The 15,352-nt window shown below is 64.8% G+C and carries 16 protein-coding genes; 9 read left to right on the plus strand and 7 right to left on the minus strand.

Annotated elements, in window-relative coordinates:
• Nucleotides 1-19: 19 nt before the first annotated feature.
• The 3 genes from ACWA1Q_RS02775 to ACWA1Q_RS02785 form a co-directional block, all read right to left on the minus strand.
• Nucleotides 20-445 (minus strand): YciI family protein, encoded by a 426-nt coding sequence (locus ACWA1Q_RS02775; RefSeq protein WP_463759333.1) that lies wholly within the window; start codon nt 443-445, stop codon nt 20-22.
• A gap of 148 nt (nt 446-593) precedes the next feature.
• The gene (locus ACWA1Q_RS02780) at nt 594-1,262 is read right to left on the minus strand and encodes a nucleoside/nucleotide kinase family protein (RefSeq protein ID WP_463759334.1); all 669 of its coding nucleotides are present in this window, start codon (nt 1,260-1,262) and stop codon (nt 594-596) included.
• An 18-nt stretch (nt 1,263-1,280) separates the two neighbouring features.
• Nucleotides 1,281-2,051, minus strand: a complete 771-nt coding sequence (locus ACWA1Q_RS02785; RefSeq protein WP_463759336.1) for an HAD-IIB family hydrolase — start codon at nt 2,049-2,051, stop codon at nt 1,281-1,283.
• Between the two features lie 161 nt (nt 2,052-2,212).
• Here ACWA1Q_RS02785 and ACWA1Q_RS02790 point away from each other — a divergent pair, with 161 nt between their 5' ends.
• From ACWA1Q_RS02790 to ACWA1Q_RS02810, 5 genes are read left to right on the plus strand one after another with little or no spacing between them, the layout of a single operon-like run.
• Entirely contained in the window at nt 2,213-3,523 is a 1,311-nt protein-coding gene (locus ACWA1Q_RS02790; RefSeq protein ID WP_463759338.1) for an MFS transporter, read from the plus strand.
• On the plus strand, nt 3,520-4,290 hold the full coding sequence (locus ACWA1Q_RS02795) for a GntR family transcriptional regulator (protein WP_463759339.1): 771 nt from the start codon (nt 3,520-3,522) through the stop codon (nt 4,288-4,290). The genes ACWA1Q_RS02790 and ACWA1Q_RS02795 overlap by 4 nt, the downstream gene beginning before the upstream one ends.
• Nucleotides 4,291-4,292: 2 nt before the next feature.
• A complete protein-coding gene (locus ACWA1Q_RS02800; protein ID WP_463759340.1) occupies nt 4,293-5,714 on the plus strand; it encodes a dihydroorotase in 1,422 nt (473 codons plus the stop codon).
• On the plus strand, nt 5,711-6,412 hold the full coding sequence (locus ACWA1Q_RS02805) for an isochorismatase family protein (protein WP_463759342.1): 702 nt from the start codon (nt 5,711-5,713) through the stop codon (nt 6,410-6,412). The genes ACWA1Q_RS02800 and ACWA1Q_RS02805 overlap by 4 nt, the downstream gene beginning before the upstream one ends.
• Before the next feature lie 22 nt (nt 6,413-6,434).
• Entirely contained in the window at nt 6,435-7,826 is a 1,392-nt protein-coding gene (locus ACWA1Q_RS02810) for an FAD-dependent oxidoreductase (protein ID WP_463759344.1), read from the plus strand.
• A 7-nt stretch (nt 7,827-7,833) separates the two neighbouring features.
• Here ACWA1Q_RS02810 and ACWA1Q_RS02815 read toward each other — a convergent pair whose 3' ends face one another.
• Nucleotides 7,834-8,199, minus strand: a complete 366-nt coding sequence (locus ACWA1Q_RS02815) for a hypothetical protein (protein WP_463759345.1) — start codon at nt 8,197-8,199, stop codon at nt 7,834-7,836.
• Nucleotides 8,200-8,266: 67 nt separating this feature from the next.
• Between ACWA1Q_RS02815 and ACWA1Q_RS02820 the strand changes: the two genes are divergently transcribed.
• Both ACWA1Q_RS02820 and ACWA1Q_RS02825 read left to right on the plus strand, forming a co-directional pair.
• Nucleotides 8,267-8,848, plus strand: coding sequence for an ECF transporter S component (locus tag ACWA1Q_RS02820; protein ID WP_463759347.1), 582 nt, complete (start codon nt 8,267-8,269; stop codon nt 8,846-8,848).
• A 63-nt stretch (nt 8,849-8,911) separates the two neighbouring features.
• A complete protein-coding gene (locus tag ACWA1Q_RS02825; protein ID WP_463759348.1) occupies nt 8,912-11,518 on the plus strand; it encodes a helix-turn-helix transcriptional regulator in 2,607 nt (868 codons plus the stop codon).
• A 160-nt stretch (nt 11,519-11,678) separates the two neighbouring features.
• Here ACWA1Q_RS02825 and ACWA1Q_RS02830 read toward each other — a convergent pair whose 3' ends face one another.
• The 3 genes from ACWA1Q_RS02830 to ACWA1Q_RS02840 all read right to left on the minus strand — a co-directional run bounded on the left by ACWA1Q_RS02830 (nt 11,679) and on the right by ACWA1Q_RS02840 (nt 13,591).
• A complete protein-coding gene (locus tag ACWA1Q_RS02830) occupies nt 11,679-12,035 on the minus strand; it encodes a hypothetical protein (RefSeq protein WP_463759350.1) in 357 nt (118 codons plus the stop codon).
• A 126-nt stretch (nt 12,036-12,161) separates the two neighbouring features.
• Complete coding sequence (locus ACWA1Q_RS02835) at nt 12,162-12,884, minus strand: GAF domain-containing protein (protein WP_463759351.1); 723 nt, start codon at nt 12,882-12,884, stop codon at nt 12,162-12,164.
• Nucleotides 12,881-13,591, minus strand: a complete 711-nt coding sequence (locus ACWA1Q_RS02840; protein ID WP_463759353.1) for a GAF and ANTAR domain-containing protein — start codon at nt 13,589-13,591, stop codon at nt 12,881-12,883. Before ACWA1Q_RS02840 ends, ACWA1Q_RS02835 begins: the two co-directional genes overlap by 4 nt.
• Before the next feature lie 281 nt (nt 13,592-13,872).
• Between ACWA1Q_RS02840 and ACWA1Q_RS02845 the strand changes: the two genes are divergently transcribed.
• Both ACWA1Q_RS02845 and ACWA1Q_RS02850 read left to right on the plus strand, forming a co-directional pair.
• Nucleotides 13,873-14,100, plus strand: a complete 228-nt coding sequence (locus ACWA1Q_RS02845; RefSeq protein ID WP_463759354.1) for a hypothetical protein — start codon at nt 13,873-13,875, stop codon at nt 14,098-14,100.
• Between the two features lie 8 nt (nt 14,101-14,108).
• Nucleotides 14,109-15,125 carry an NAD-dependent epimerase/dehydratase family protein gene (locus ACWA1Q_RS02850; RefSeq protein WP_463759356.1) on the plus strand — a complete coding sequence of 339 codons (1,017 nt, stop codon included), beginning with the start codon at nt 14,109-14,111 and terminating at the stop codon, nt 15,123-15,125.
• Nucleotides 15,126-15,352 lie beyond the last annotated feature (227 nt).

The raw sequence follows: 15,352 nt of genomic DNA on the forward strand, positions 1-15,352 counted from the left end.
CACGCGGGATCCCCCGGTCTCACGCCGTACCGAGCTCCTGCCACCAGCCCTCTTCTTTCTTCACGTACTCGTTGTCGGCGTAGTCCGCGAAGTCGCTCTCGTCGGTGACCCGGCGAACTTCGAGCTTCGACCCCGGACCGAGTGGGCACCGGCTTGCCCACTCGATGGCTTCTTCCTTGCTGCCCACTTGCAGGATCCAGAACCCGTTGAACAGCTCGTGGGTTTCACCGTAGGGGCCGTCCGTGACGATGGGCGTGTCGCTGGAAAAATCGATGACGAACGCGTCACTGAGGTCGTCGGCGAGCCCCTCGCCGCCGAGCAGCACGCCAGCCTTCATCAGTGACTCGTTGTACGCGCCCATCGCGTTGATGATTTGCTCGAAATTTGCCTTCTCGTATGCCTTTTTGGCGGCATCCGTCGATCGCATGATCAGCATGTACTTCATGATGTTTCCTCCGTTGCCGAGGGGCGCCCGCTGCGTCCCTTCACTAACGCGTCGAACGGGAGAGGGCCAGATCGACATCGTCGCCGAAAAAACGTGGGCGATCGCGAGCGTAATGCGGGTGCGCGCGTGTGGCAATGGAGGAGGACCGTCAGATGACGGTCGAACGTACTCCCGAGATCGTGAGAGTAGCCCGCGCTCGCGAGGGCTCAATAAGAGCGGCGTTGGTGCCATCCACCGTGCGGGCCCATGCTTCCGCTGCTTCTGCGGACCGGCCATGTCGTTCATGGCGGTCGACCAGACGCCGCAGGCGTTCCGCCTCCGAAGTCTCACAGAACCAGCACTCGGCAAGTAACGAACCGATCCGCGACCACGGCTCCCGGTCGATGAGGAGGTAGTTCCCTTCCGCAACCACAATGCGGGCGGATGCCGGTACGACGATCTCAGCCGCAATCCCTTCATCGACACGGCGATCGAAGCTCGGCGCGTAGACGTCGTGATCGGTTTCGGTTAGCACCCGACGCAGCAGGGAGACGAAACCCCAGCCGTCGAAGGTGTCGATTGCGCCTTTGCGGTCTCGGAGGCCGAGCCGATCGAGGGTCGCGTTGGCGAGGTGGAAGCCGTCCATCGGGAGGTAGGAGGCGACCGGAGCGGTGGCATCCGCCCCGCTCAGCTCGTTGATGCGATCGACGAGTGACCGGGCGATGGTCGTCTTGCCGGCACCCGGGCTTCCGGTGATGCCGAGGAGCACGCGGCGCTCGGAACCGATCAGGTTGAGCGCACGTTGGGCGAGCGCGTCGCTGCCCTCAGAGATCGCCACGGTTTGGTTCGAACGCGATCAGACCGCGGCGGCCGCGAGCTTGGGAATCAGGTCCGCAACGAGGCGAGCGGTGTCTTCCCAGTCCTCCACTGCGAGGCAGCGCACGCCGAGTGCCTTCACCGGGTAGTCGTTGCCGGTCTCATCGAGCCGGTCGCCGATGAAAAGCATGTCGTCGAGCGAGATACCGGTCAGTTCAGCGAGCTTCTTCATGCCGTAGGCCTTGTCGATGCCCTTGCGGGTGATGTCGACAGAGGTCGAGCCACCCGAGCGCACCTCCAGATCCGGGATGTCACCTGCGACGGCCTCGCGAAGCCGGTTCTTCTTCTCGCCGGTCGGATCCCACGCCTGCTTCGCCGGAACGGGAGCCGACTGCCCGAGCGCCGAGAAGGTGATCTGCGAGCCACGGTCCTCGAGGATGTCTCCCCAGGTCTCGTTCTCCCACAAGCCCAGCTCCTTGGCGCGGGCCTCGACCGATGCGAGCGCGCGGGCCTTCTCGTCTTCGGTGAGGTTTTCGGCGTAGATCTGGGTCCACTCGTCGTTCTCGAACCGGAAGTACTTCGTGCCACACGTGGGCATAAGGTGAAGCCGGTCGAGGTTTGTCGAGCCAGCATCGGGCAGGTTATCGATGGCCTGCATCTTGAATTGCGCGAACTGGCCGCCCGAGATGATGCACACCGGAACGACCTTGAGGAGGTCGGCGAGGAGCTGCGACATTCGCGGGTCCATCGGGGATTTCGAGGGGGCAAGGGTGTCGTCGAGGTCGAACGCGACCAGGCGGGTTTCAGGCATGGGTCCATTCTTGCCTGTCTCGCCTGCGAGCGCCGCCATCCGCTTCGATCGACCCTCGCGAGCCACAATTCCACCAAAGAATGTTTGCTGCAAACTGTTGACAGTTTGAAAAAAGCGGGGTTCACTGATGTCAGCCCACTTCAACGAAGAAGGAAAGACTCATGAACCAGACCACCCCCGCCCGAGTAGCGGAGCCCATCGAAAAGATCTCCCCTCGGGTCATCGTCGCTGGGGCCGTCGGCTCGATCGTCGAGTACTTCGACTTCGCCGTGTACGGATACGTCGCCACGATTCTGGCCGTGCATTTCTTCGCCAGTGGCGATCCGATTACCGCGTTGCTCGCAACCCTCGCCACCTTCGCGGTCGCCTTCGTGCTGCGTCCGGTCGGCGCTCTCCTCTTCGGCCACTTCGGTGACCGCCTCGGCCGCAAGAATGCCCTCGCCGCGACGATCATCCTCATGGCCATTGCCAGCGGGCTCATCGGAATCCTCCCCACCTACGCCGCGATCGGTGTGGGCGCGACGCTCCTCCTGGTTCTCGCCCGTTCTTTGCAGGGGCTCGCTGCCGGTGGTGAGCTCGGCGGTGCTGCATCCTTCGTCGCAGAGAAGTCGCCGAACGCCAAGCGCGGCCTCCTCACCTCCACGACCCAGATGGGCGCTCTCGCCGGTTCTCTCCTCGCCTCCCTCACGGTCGGACTGCTGAACCTGGCGCTCGGAAGCGAAGCGATGACCGACTGGGGCTGGCGCCTGCCGTTCCTCATCGCCATCCCGATCGGACTGTTCGGCCTATGGATCCGGAACGGCCTTGAGGAGTCAGAAGAGTTCCAGGCTGCACGGGCAACGACCGCGAAGCTCAAGAAGGCACCGGTCCGGATCATGTTCGCAGAGCACCCCGGGGCGCTGCTCCGTGTGGTCGCACTCTCCATCCTTCTCTTCTCCGCGTACTACGTCGCTTACGTCTACGTGAACATTCACATGCTGACCGTCCTCGGCTTCGACTCGAACTTCACGTACATGTCGACGACGCTCACGCTGCTCGTTTCCGTCATCGCGATGCCGTTCTTCGGGGCACTCTCCGACAAGATCGGGCGCAAGCCTCTCTTCGTCGGCGCAAGCATCGCCGCACTCGTTCTCGCTGTGCCCGCGTTCCTGCTCTTCGAACAGGGTGGAGCGATCGCCGTCACCGCGCACATCGTTCTCGGGCTGGTCGACTCCGCTCTCATGGGTGTCGCGCTCTCGACCTACGCCGAGATGTTCCCCACCGAGATCCGTTACACCGGAATCGCCTTCGGGTTCAGCGTCGGTGCAGCCCTCGCCGGCGGAACAGCACCGTACATCTGCACCTGGCTCGTGGATGTGACAGGTAACCCTCTCGCTCCGGCCTTCTTCCTCATCGGCACGGCGCTCATCACCCTGGTTCCGGCCCTGCGCCTGAAAGAGACCAGGGGCATCGACCTGAGCAGCGTCAAATGAGCGACCTTGACGGGGGCGGCGCCTCCGGCGTCGTGAGCCGCGGCGCGACGGTGTCACGCCAGACGGAGTCGATTCTCCGCGAGATGGTCCTCAACGGAACCCTCGCTCCCGGCGATCGCCTCAACGAGGTCACCATCGCCGAAGGTCTCGGCGTCAGCCGCGGTCCGCTCCGCGAGGCCATCCAGAAGCTCGCGGGGGAGGGCCTGCTCCAGCTCAAGAGCCATCGCGGTGCCTTCGTGCGCAAGTACGAGCCTCGCGAGATCATCGAGACCTACGAGATGCGCATCGCGCTCGAGCTCTATGCGATTCGCCTGGTGATCGAACGAGCGAGCGATGATGACCTGGCCGCTCTCGGCATCCTGCTCGCTGAAAGTTCCGCAGCGACGGAGGACGCAGGCGAGGCTGACACGAGCCGAGCGTCCGGCCCCTATGTCGCTGAGCTGGACTTCCACCAGCGGCTCGTGAGCCTCGCGGCGAACTCGGCGATCGCTGCCGCTTCGCTCGAAGTCAATCACCGGCTCTACCTCGCCCTGACCCACACGGAGCGCTCGCAAGCTCGCCGCGAGCACTCGACCGGCGAGCATCAGGACGTGCTCGCGGCTGTCTGCCGACGCGATGCCGCGGCGGCGACGGCCCTCCTTGAAGAGCACCTCGAGATGTCGATGCAGAACACTCTCACCGTGCTTGGCCTCGACCCGCTCGACTACCCCCAGGGCCACGGACCAACCGTGCATGCCTCCACGAACCTGCTGAAAACCGAGGTGTAACCATGTCGAACTTCGAACTGTGTCTCCGCGGCGGCAAAGCCATGCTCCCGGGCATCGGACTGACGGATGCCGACATCTACGTTCACGACGGCAAGATCGCCGCGATCGGCTCGCCCAATTCGCCGATGGACGCCGATGAGGTGGTGGATGCCACGGGGCGCTGGATCTTCCCCGGCATCATCGACGCGCACGTGCACCTCGGCCAGGACATCTCGGCACCGAAGACCGTCGACGACGCTGAGAAAGAAACCGCATCGGCTGCGGCCGGCGGCGTGACGACGATGATCGCCTACCTGATGAGCCCGAAGCCGTATGAGGAAGTGTTCCCTGATGCCCGATCGGTGATGGAAGCGAACTCCCACACCGACTTCGGATTCCACTTCTGCGTTGTGACGCCCGCCCAGGTCACGAGCATGCACTCCTACGCAGAAGATCTGGGTGTCTCGAGCTTCAAGGTCTTCACCAACTTTCGCGGGAATGAAGGTGCGTACCTCGGTCTGCCAGGCAACGACGACGCCTTCCTGTTCGACGCCCTCGAGGCAGCGGCGGCCACCGGCGGCATGATCGCCCAGCACGCCGAGAACATCGAATTGGTCTGGCGGCTGCGCGAGAAGACGGAACAGAAGCCGGATGCCGGCCTGCCGGGCTGGAACGCCATTCGTCCGCCCTATGTCGAAGCAGAAGCAGAGGGTCGCGTCGGTTACCTCGCCAGCGTCACCGGCGCATCCGCGTACGCAGTGCACGTCACGAGCCCGGAGTCCCTCGGTGCGATCCGCCGCCAGAAGACCCACTACCCCAACCTCTACGTGGAGACCTGCCCTCACTACCTCACGCTCCACGAGGCATCCGACATCGGCTCCCGTGGCAAGGTGAACCCACCGTTGCGAACCTCCGACGCGAACGAGGCGCTCTGGGCCGCGATCGCCGATGGCCAGATCGACGTGCTCGGATCGGACCACGTGCCGCGTCACTTCGGTGCGAAGGACAAAGACATCTGGAGCGCGTCGGCCGGATTCCCCGGCACCGGCACGATGTTCCCGCTCTTCCTCTCCGAGGCGATCCGCCGTGGCATCCCGCTGGAGACGGTTGTGAGCATGACATCGACCCGCCCGGCGCAGCTGTTCGGGCTGGGAGAGCGAAAGGGCGCCCTCCGGCCCGGATTCGATGCCGACCTCGTCGTCATCGACCCATCCACCCCGTTCGAGATCTCGGCCGACAAGCAGCACTCCGGCGCCCAGTACAGCGTCTGGGAGGGCTGGCAGTCCGACGTCACCATCGAACACACGATCGTTCGGGGGCACTTCAGCGTCCGGAACGGCGAACTCACTGACGTGACCGGCGAATACGTACCCCGTCGTCACAGCGGCCGTTGCGCACTCAACGCCCTCGCCGCGACGGATCCCGCAGAAGGAGAGAACAAATGACTTCCGACTCGAGCACGCCCTGGTCTGGAGTGATCACCGACGACGATGAGCGCCGCTACGAGGCGGCGGGCTTCGGCCAGCCCGTCGGGATCGGCTCGCGACCCGCGCTCCTGATCATCGACGCGCAGTACCGGACGGTCGGGATGACACCCAAACCGTTCTTCCAGTCGGTCGAAGAAGAATTCACGACGAGCTGCGGAGAGACGGGGTGGGATGCCCTCGGCAACGTCGCGAAGATCCTGCCACTTTTCCGCGGCAACGACTGGCCGGTGATCTATCCGTATGTCGCTCCCAAGCAGGCATCCGACCAGGGCCGGCTCGGCGCGAAGGTCCCCGGGATCATGAACATCGCCGAGGAGGGTTACAAGTTCGTCGACATCATCGCGCCGGAGGACGGCGAGATCCTGCTGCCGAAGCGCCACCCGAGCGCCTTCTTCGGCACGCCGCTGCTCAGCTTTCTGATCGAGCGCCAGATCGACACTCTCGTCGTCACCGGCGCGACGACAAGCGGTTGCGTTCGCGGCACGGTCGTCGACGGCTTCTCGTACAACTTCCGGGTTCTCGTGCCGCACGACGCCGTGTACGACCGCACGCCAACGGTGCACAAGGTGAACCTCTTCGACATGGCTCAGAAGTACGCGGATGTCGCAACGACAGACGACGTCATTTCGCAACTCACAACCCTGGTTCAGCGCTAACGCGCACACGAAAGGAACAGTCGTGACTGCGACGTCAACATCTTCACCGCTCGAGTCCTCCTACGACCTCATCGTGGTCGGCGCCGGTGCCTGTGGAATGGTGGCCGCCCTCGCGGCCAGCGAAGCCGGAAAGTCGGTGCTGGTTCTCGAGAAACTCGACACACCAGGAGGCAACAGCACCCTCAGCACCGGATCGGTGCCTGGCGCCAATACCCGGTTCCAGCGTGAAGCCGGAATCGACGACACCCCCGACAAGATGGTCGAGGACCTGCTGGAAACCAGCGGGCCCCACGAAGCGGAGGATCTCGTGCGGCTCATGGCCGAGTCGTCGGCCGAGATCGTCGAATGGCTGGTGGATCGCCACGACATCGGGCTCTACCTGATCACGGACTACAAGCATGTCGGGCACTCCGTTCCCCGGTTGCACGCGCCGGCCGATCGCAACGGTGCGAACCTCACGGCCGACCTGCAGCGCGCGTGTGAGCGGGCGGGCGTCACCATCCTCACGCGCACACCGGTGGTGAGACTTCTGCAGACCGACGGCGTTGTGACCGGCGTCAGCGCCGTCGTTTCCGATGGTGAGCGTCGTGACATCGGTTCCGGCGCTGTGCTACTTGCCTCCAACGGCTTCGGTGCGAACCGGGCGATGCTCGAGCGCTGGATCCCGGAGATGGTCGGCACGCTCTACCACGGCGCTCCCGGGTCGACGGGGGAGGGCATCGAATGGGCCGAAGAGCTCGGCGCCCGCCTGGCCAACGTGAGCGCCTACCAGGCGTACGCGTCTGTCGCCACGGATGCCGGTGACATCCTGTCGTGGACGACCATCGAACTGGGCGCGATCATCGTCGGCCCCAACGGCGAGCGTCTCGGTGACGAATCCGTCGGATATTCGGCTTTCGCGGAGGTCATCGCGCGACAGACGCCGCACAGCTACACGATCATGGACCAGCGCATCTACGACTACGTCGCTCGCAACGAGCCGCGTTTCGTGAAGCTCATCAACCTCGACCGTGTGCATCCTGCTGTCGATGCCGCTGCCGTCGCGGGCGTCATCGGTTGCGACAGCGATACGGTGGAGGCGACGCTCGACACCGCGAGAGCCGCTGCCGAAGGCACCTCGGCTGACCCCTTCGGGCGCACCGACTTCGGTCAGGGCCCGCTCGAGGCGCCGTACTTCGTCTGCAAAACCCACCCGGCGATGTTCCACACGCAGGGTGGAGTCGCCATTGACACTCACGCGCGCGTACTCACCCAACAGGGGCAGCCGATTCGTGGTCTCTACGCGGGCGGCGGCGTTGCTGCAGGAATCTCCGGACAGACGGGCGCCGACGGCTACGCGTCAGGAAACGGGCTGTCCACGGCGATCGGGCTGGGATACGCAGCCGGGCGTAGCGTCGGTTCGCTCGAGTCCTGAGTCGGGGCTACGCGTCGATGAAGTCCGGGTTTGGGGCCGGCGGCGGACCCGGGATCGGGCCGAGCGACCCGATGCGCTCGTCGCTTTCGCCCTGCACCAGCGCGTAGCAGTACCAGGACGGCCCTTCCGGCCCGACGAGCTCGAACCGGGCGTCGTACCCCATCGCATACGGGGCGTCGCGCGCGACCACAATGCTGCAGCTGCGTTCAGCGGTCTGTGTGGCGGTCGACATCGTGACGAGGATGCCGGGGAGCACGAGCCCGAGAATCCCCAGAACGATGAGGATGCGGGCGGGTTTCAGCATTCGCTGTGAGGCAAGCGGCTTGCCGTTGCTGGGCTCGTAGCCGTCGAGCTCGGGGTGGGATTCGGTCACGATGCCATTGTTTCACCTGCGGCTGGGCGTGTGGTGCCCCGGAACCGCTTTCCGGTACAGTTGCCGGGTGGAGTCCGGGGGAGCGAAGCGAAACGTGTGGACCAGCAGCGTCGCGCTTCTGCAGATCGCCGCCATCGCCTCCATCTCCGCCATCTTCATTGTCGCGCTCGGCCCGCTGACAGGGGTGCTCGCCGTGACTTCCCCTGTCATCTATGCATTTGTCGCCGGAGTGCACGGGATCGGTCCGATGCTCGCCTCCCGGTGGACGCGGAAGCCGGGCGCCGCGATCCTCTCGGCTGCCTTTGCCGGTCTGTTGGCGTCGCCGTTCAACGGGCTCGGCCTTCTGATCATCGTCGCGCTCGTTGTGCCCGCTCTCGTTTTTGAAGCGGTTTTGATCGCCGGGCGGTATCGATTCGAACGCAAACGACTCTGGTATCTCGCGGCCGCGGCTGCTGGAGTAACGATCTTCGCCCTGTCGCTGCCGATCATCGACGCGACGGTGTTGACGCCCTTTGTTTTCGGGGCGACGTTCGCGTGCCGCATCATTTCGTATGGCCTGGCCGGACGAGTGGCCGTGTGGCTGGAGTTCGCGTTGCTGCGCGCCGGCGTACAGCGAGTCGTGCCGCTGAATCCGCGCGCGACGATGTGATCCGTCGCCGACCGGTTGGGCGGGCTGAGTCGCTGAACGTTCGCCCCGATAGTCTGTGAAGAAATGGACGACACACCCCGCCCCTCAGATCGCATCTCCGGTGCTCCGCGCACCCCGGCCGCGCTGCTGGAACGGTCTCGGCTGCTCGATCTGCTCGACGGCCCCGCGGCACTCGTTGTTGTCAAAGGCCCGGCGGGCTACGGCAAGACTGCGCTGCTCGCTCAATGGGTGCGTCGAACGCAGGTCGCTGGAATCTGGCTCGCCCTCGAACCCGGGGAGTCCGATGAAGCGACTTTCGCCGCCCTGCTCGCGCGGAGTCTGAACGATGCGGGCCTGGTCCGGCCGGGTACGATTCTCTCGATGGGAGAGGCCGCGATCGAAAGCGGCGAAGAACCGTGGAGTATTCTTCGCCGCGGTTTTGCTCAGCTCGACCGTGACATCATGCTGGTTCTCGATGATAGCCATCGACTCAGCGATGAGGTCCTGCACCGGCTGGTGCGTCTCCTGTCGAACTCTCCGCGCCTGCGCATGCGGGTCGCCACCCGCCGCACCGGGGTACTCGATTCTGCTGCAACAGCCCTCGCCGTCGACTCAACGGTGATCCCGGCATCCGCTTTGCGAATGTCAGACGAGGAAGTTGCGGCTGCTCTGCAGGCCGCCGGAATTGAAACCGATGTTGCCGAGTTCGTTCGCGCGGCTGGCGGCCTTCCTCTTGCCGTGCGGGCGCTGCTCCTTCAGGCGGATGCCGTCGGCTCGGAAACGTCGAAGGTCGGTGTGGATCGCGCCATCGACGCCATCGAAAGTTACGTCGCGCTGCAACCCCACGGAGGTGAGACCGTCGACCCTCGGTATACGCGCTTTCTGCAGCGGACGTCGCTCGCCGAGATACTCACGAGTGAACTCGCGGCCTCGTTGTCCGGTGAGGACGCGGTAAGAGAACTCCTCGACCGGGCCGAATCCGACGGCCTGGGAATGTGGAGCGGCGATGGGCAGCAGCGGGTCTTCACATACACAACCATCGTGCGCGAAATCCTGCGGCGCGCGATCGAGAAGGCCGCCGCAGAGGATGTGCGCGAGTTGCGGACGCGAGTCGCGCGATGGTCTGTGGAGAACCAGAGGCCGCTGACCGCCCTCGAAACATCGGTCGAGATCGGGGATTTTCAGCTTGCGAGCGATGTCGTCAGGGCGTCGTGGTCGTCGTTCTTGCTCGCGCACGGCAGGGAAGTGCGTCGGATCTTCACCGGCGTTCCGCTGACCGCCTTGCGCCGGTACCCCATCATCACCATGCTTCTCGCCATCGTGTACAACGCGGCGAAGCTGCATCGAGTCAAAGCCGTCGAACTTTTCGCGCTGTCGATCATGTCATCCAGAATTCAGCGCCGGAGTGCCTCTCCGCCCGATCGGGCTCTTCTCAGCGGCATGGAAAGCGCGTCCTTGCGGGTCCTGGGCCACTTTGATCAGGCGCTCGCAGCAGCGCAGAAAACCATTGCCTCTCTGAACGAACTCAGCATTGCCGATCGCGAATCTCTCGGGACTCTGGTTCCGGCGCTGTACTCACACGCCGGAGTTTCCCTTTTTTACAGCGGGCGGGAAGAGGAAGCACTTGAGGCGTTCCAGGCGTCGGTCGCGATCGGAGACGCGCTGAGTTCCGTCTCAGGACTTGGCGGGCTCAGCAACACCGCGGGCTCTCTCGCGCTCTCCGGTGATCTCATCGACGCCCGAACCTACTGCGACGACGCTCGCCGTCGATCATGGCCCGATGGGTGGGAGACGGGGTACATCGCCAGTTTCTGGCAACTCGCCGAAGCGCTTCTCGCACTCGAGGAAGGGGATTCGGCGGAGGCCACCCGTCGCCTCCGCCGGCTCGACCGGCACCGAGACACGATCGAGCACTGGCCTCTGCTTGCCGATATCGAAGCCACGATTGCCATCCTGGAGGGCAGGCCGGTTGCAGGGCTCGCGGCGTTTGACGCGACGGTTCGGCGGCACTCCAACCGGGCATCGGCTGCCGCACCGATTACAAGGCGTGTGGCGGCTACCCGGTCGCTGCTCGAGCTGGCCGCAGGCAACGCGAGCGCCGCCGAGAAGACGTTGGCCCCTCACGCGTCGAAGGACGCGCGTGGTGATATTTCCCTGGCTCGTGTCGCCCTCGTGCGGAATGAACCCGGTGTTGCGCTGCGCCGCCTCGAATGGGCGTCCAGGCACCACCTCAGCACACGGATGCGGGCGGAGGCCGGTGTTATTGAGGCGGCGGCGCTGAGCCGTCGAGGCCAGCACACCCAGGCAATGCGATCACTGGAGAATGTGTGTGCTGTGCTCAGCGCGAGTGGACTCCGGCTGGCTCTGTCGCTGATCCCCGAACGTGACCTGGAAGCGCTTCGTCACCTCGCACAAGACCGTCCAGAAATGCTCGCTTCGCTCCGCGACGTGGCTGGGGTGATTCCCGAGTCGGCGACTGATGTCGTGCTCACCGAACGTGAGACGGTGGTGCTGCAGGCCCTTGCGCGAAATGGCTCCGTCTCCGATATCGCAGCCGAGCTGTTCGTCTCCCCGAACACGGTGAAATCTCAGCTCAAGGGCTTGTACCGCAAACTCGGTGTTTCGACTCGCGAGGACGCAGTCGTCGCAGGGCGTGCGCTCGGGCTTGCTGGCAACGCGGCATCCCGATGAAGCGGTGATTGCGGGATCTCGATACGCGCTTCCCGGCGCTGATGGCTGAGCGTGTCGGGATGCAATCAGCAGAAGAGGGCGTCGCTGGCCCGGCACCAGTGGCAGGCGGGGCGGCCGCCAAGAGGAGAAACTCTCGGGCCAGCGACAGCTATGGAGCGACTCAGGCGTACTCGGCGAGATCGCTGTAGAGGAAGAACGCGTCGTTCGACGTGTCTGCGGTGGTCGTGATGGGGCGCGGATGAGAGTCGTGTCGGCCTACGGCGCGATCGTGCAGCAGAAGCACGAGTTCGTCATCGAGCAGCTCACCGAAACGGCTACCCTCCGATTCGGACACGAGTTGGCTCATCGGCCCGAGCAGGAAGTTGGCGCGCCCCACCGTGCCATCATCCTTGCGAATCGGAATGTCGACTGCCGCGGTCGTGTTGTGCGCGGTCAGGAAGTGTGCATAGTTGATCAGCGCTTGTGCGATGCGGTCCCCAGTTACAAACGGACTGCCCGCGTAATGGATCCGTTCCATGGCAGTGCCCCTTTGGTATAACGCCCTCGCGGTGCGAAGGCAGTCCCGGGGTCTGGGGGACGCAATTGTGCGGGTTCAATCAACCCGTCTAGTCACGCTACACCGGAGCAAACGGTAACAAAAAAGTTAGCTGCTGATTATCAGGGTTCGCGAAACCAGCTGCTCCGCAACGATCGACAGCAACATTCCGTGATTGCGGGCGTACTGCCGCATCATGCCGAATGCATCATCGGTGGACACGTTCTGCGTCTGCGAGACAACGCCCTTCGCCTGCTCGATGACGACCCGCGAATTCAGCGCGAACTGCAGTTGGTCCCGCACCGCGTCGCTTTCGCGCAGGTACCGGGCGTGCAGAATGCCGATTGTCGCGACATCCGCCAGCGCTTGCGCCGCCCGAACATCGCGTTCGTTCAGTTCCCCGGTTTCGGCACGCAGCAGGTTGAGCGCCCCGATCGTGGTCTCGCGCAGGCGCAGGGGAAGGGCGTACACCGATCCGAAGCCCTGCTGGGCAGCGCCGTCGCGGAATCGAGCCCACTTGTCGGGAGCCGCGCTGATGTCCGGAATCGAGACAGGCTCGCCCGTGGTGAAACACTCGATGCATGGCCCGGCCTGCGCGCCGAGCTGCATCACCTCGACCAGGCGTGAGGCCTCGCTCGTCGACGCGACGACGTCGAGTTCTCCGTCGAGGTCAGCGAGCAGGATGCCGGCGGCCGTGATGTCGAGAAGGTCGCGGCAGTTCTCCACGAGCGTCTGGAGCAACTCCACCGCGTCGTAGTCGGCGACCAAAGTGTCTGCCAGAGTCGCGAACGCATCCACGAGCTTTCCTTCCCGTGTGATCTCCGTTCTCATCGGGAGTCCTCGATTCCGCTGTCTCTCACCGAGAAGTTGAGTCGCCTGTCCACGATGTCTTCTGCGATTTCCTGCATGGAGCGACCCGTTGCGAAAGCATGGGCCTGGATGACGAGTCTGGCCTCGTTCGGGGGGAGGTCGAGTTGAGCGAGAACCATTCCCGTTGCCTGATGAACGGTGCGGCGCGAGTACGGCGTCTCGGGCTGGGCTTCCGGGTCTTCACCTGCCCGCTCCAGCGCCTTGTGCAGCACGAGGCGGCTGACGACGGATGCGAACGCCGCGCTCTGCCGAGTGTGCTTGTCGCTGAGTGCATTCGGTTCGACGGAGTACAGGTCCATCGCGCCCAGTTGCAGGGGACCGACGAAGAGGGGAAAGGCATAGATTGCGCCGACGTCTTCGTGACGAATCGCGTCGAGGAATGCCGGCCAGCGGCCGAGCGGATGTTGCCGGATGTTCGGCTCCAGGACCGGCTTGCCTTTGCCGATGGCGTCCCAGCACGGGCCCTCGCCGAGGTCGAACTGTAATTCGTCGAGCCGGGCGGCGGTGTGGTCGGTCGCTGAAACGGTTTCATTGCCGAGGAATGCGCCGAGCATCGAGATCGCCACACCAGACACGGGGAGCGCGTTGGCGATGGGCGCGGCGAGCGCCGAGTCGGGCGGAGTCGCCCTCGTCAACGCGTCCATGGCCTCGGCAAAGGCATCGGGCACAGCAACCTCCTTCGACGACCGTGGCGCCGTGGCGGCGTCGTTTCCATATTAACGCCGCGAGCTCCGTGGACCACCCCTTGTGAGGGGAAGTTCCTTGTGGGTTGGGCGGGAGCATTGGTGTTGTGTGCTCTAGCGCGAAATTCGATTTGCGCAAGGGTGCCCATTCCCGCATGTTGCGGTTGTACGCTGGCCCAGTCACAGGCGGAATGCCGGTTCGAGCCGGTTGCCCACAGACTGCATGCGACATGGCGGGCACCGTGAATCGTGACCAAGGAAGCTTCATGTCAGAACAGACCGAACACCCGGAATCCGAACGCGCCGGTGCGGATGCCGCAGATTCCCCGGTCGAATCGGCCGCGTTCGCGCCTGAAGAGGCTGTGCCTGCGGAACCCGACGAGACGGAAGTCCCCGGCGCGGGCACGGGGCAGCGGACAACCCAGGCCCAGACGATGTCTGACGACGAACGTTCCCAATTCCAAGACCACTGGGATGAATTCCCCGGACACTGAGGACCCCCATGCGCATTGTCATCGTCGGAGCATCCGGCAACCTTGGAACAGCTCTTCTCCGTCGACTGCACACGGAGCCCACAGCGGCAGAACTTGTCGGTATCAGTCGTCGAGAGCCGGACCTTGCCGTTGCGCCGTACAGCGGGGTGGCGTGGCACACGCTCGACATCGGTTCACCGTCGGCACCGAGGAAGCTGGCCCAGATTTTCGCGGGGGCGGATGCCGTCGTCCACCTCGGTTGGCAGCTCCAGCCGAACCATGATGAGGCGCAGTTGTGGCGCACGAACGTGGTCGGCACGAAGAACGTGCTGGCGGCGGTCGCTGCGGCGAGAGTGCCCCAGTTCTCGTACGCATCATCGATCGCCGCGTACAGCCCCGGCCCGAAGACGACGCGCGTTGACGAGCATTGGCCGACCGGCGGCATCCCCTCGTCTCACTACAGCAGGCACAAGGCGATCAACGAGCGGGCGCTCGACCGGTTCGAGGAGGACCACCCCGCGATCATCGTGAGCAGGCTGCGCCCCGGCTTCGTGTTCCAGCGGGCGGCGGCGACCGAAATCACCGGGCTCTTTGTCGGGCACCTCATTCCGGTGAGCGTGCTGCGCTGGCTGCGGACGCCGGTCCTCCCTTTGCCCAGGCAGATGATCGCTCAGGTCGTGCATTCCGATGATGTGGCTGATGCCTTCTGGCGCGCGCTCGATCGCAGCGCGGCGGGCGCGTTCAATATCGCTGCGGAGCCGATCATCGATCCGCCGACCGTGGCGGCTGCATTCGGAATCCGGTGGGTGCCCGTGCGGCTGCGCGTGGTGCGCGCGCTCGCTGACCTGACCTGGAAGCTGCGGCTCCAGGGCTCGGATCCCGGCTGGATCGACGCGGGCGCGATGGTGCCGATGATGTCGACCGCGCGGGCACGCGATGAGCTCGGCTGGGCTCCGACGGTGCCGGCGACGGATGCCCTCGTCGAGATCGTGCACGGCGTCGGCGATCACGCAAATGTGGAGGCGTCGCCGCAACTCCGGGGTTAGTACGCTCCCGCTGGTCGCGCTTCGACCTCCGCCGCTGGTCGAGTAGCGCAGCGAGCGGAGCGAGCCGCGGGTATCGAGACCGCTCGCGTGCGGTGATCGGGCGAATCCGTGACATCGGGGGGCCCGAACACTACGCTCAGCACCATGTTCACTGAAGACGCGCAAGGGGCCACCTCGGCATCACTCGACCCGCGGCGCACGTGGTTTGTCGGCGGAACCCTGCTGCT

It is taken from the genome of Mycetocola sp. TRD_SC_2, from assembly GCF_055361225.1.

Bases quoted from the DNA above. Each gene is read 5' to 3' on its own strand.
- ACWA1Q_RS02775 (WP_463759333.1), bottom strand. From the start codon at position 445: ATGAAGTACATGCTGATCATGCGATCGACGGATGCCGCCAAAAAGGCA.
- ACWA1Q_RS02785 (WP_463759336.1), bottom strand. From the start codon at position 2,051: ATGCCTGAAACCCGCCTGGTCGCGTTCGACCTCGACGACACCCTTGCC.
- ACWA1Q_RS02790 (WP_463759338.1), top strand. From the start codon at position 2,213: ATGAACCAGACCACCCCCGCCCGAGTAGCGGAGCCCATCGAAAAGATC.
- ACWA1Q_RS02795 (WP_463759339.1), top strand. From the start codon at position 3,520: ATGAGCGACCTTGACGGGGGCGGCGCCTCCGGCGTCGTGAGCCGCGGC.
- ACWA1Q_RS02800 (WP_463759340.1), top strand. From the start codon at position 4,293: ATGTCGAACTTCGAACTGTGTCTCCGCGGCGGCAAAGCCATGCTCCCG.
- ACWA1Q_RS02805 (WP_463759342.1), top strand. From the start codon at position 5,711: ATGACTTCCGACTCGAGCACGCCCTGGTCTGGAGTGATCACCGACGAC.
- ACWA1Q_RS02825 (WP_463759348.1), top strand. From the start codon at position 8,912: ATGGACGACACACCCCGCCCCTCAGATCGCATCTCCGGTGCTCCGCGC.
- ACWA1Q_RS02830 (WP_463759350.1), bottom strand. From the start codon at position 12,035: ATGGAACGGATCCATTACGCGGGCAGTCCGTTTGTAACTGGGGACCGC.
- ACWA1Q_RS02835 (WP_463759351.1), bottom strand. From the start codon at position 12,884: ATGAGAACGGAGATCACACGGGAAGGAAAGCTCGTGGATGCGTTCGCG.
- ACWA1Q_RS02845 (WP_463759354.1), top strand. From the start codon at position 13,873: ATGTCAGAACAGACCGAACACCCGGAATCCGAACGCGCCGGTGCGGAT.
- ACWA1Q_RS02850 (WP_463759356.1), top strand. From the start codon at position 14,109: ATGCGCATTGTCATCGTCGGAGCATCCGGCAACCTTGGAACAGCTCTT.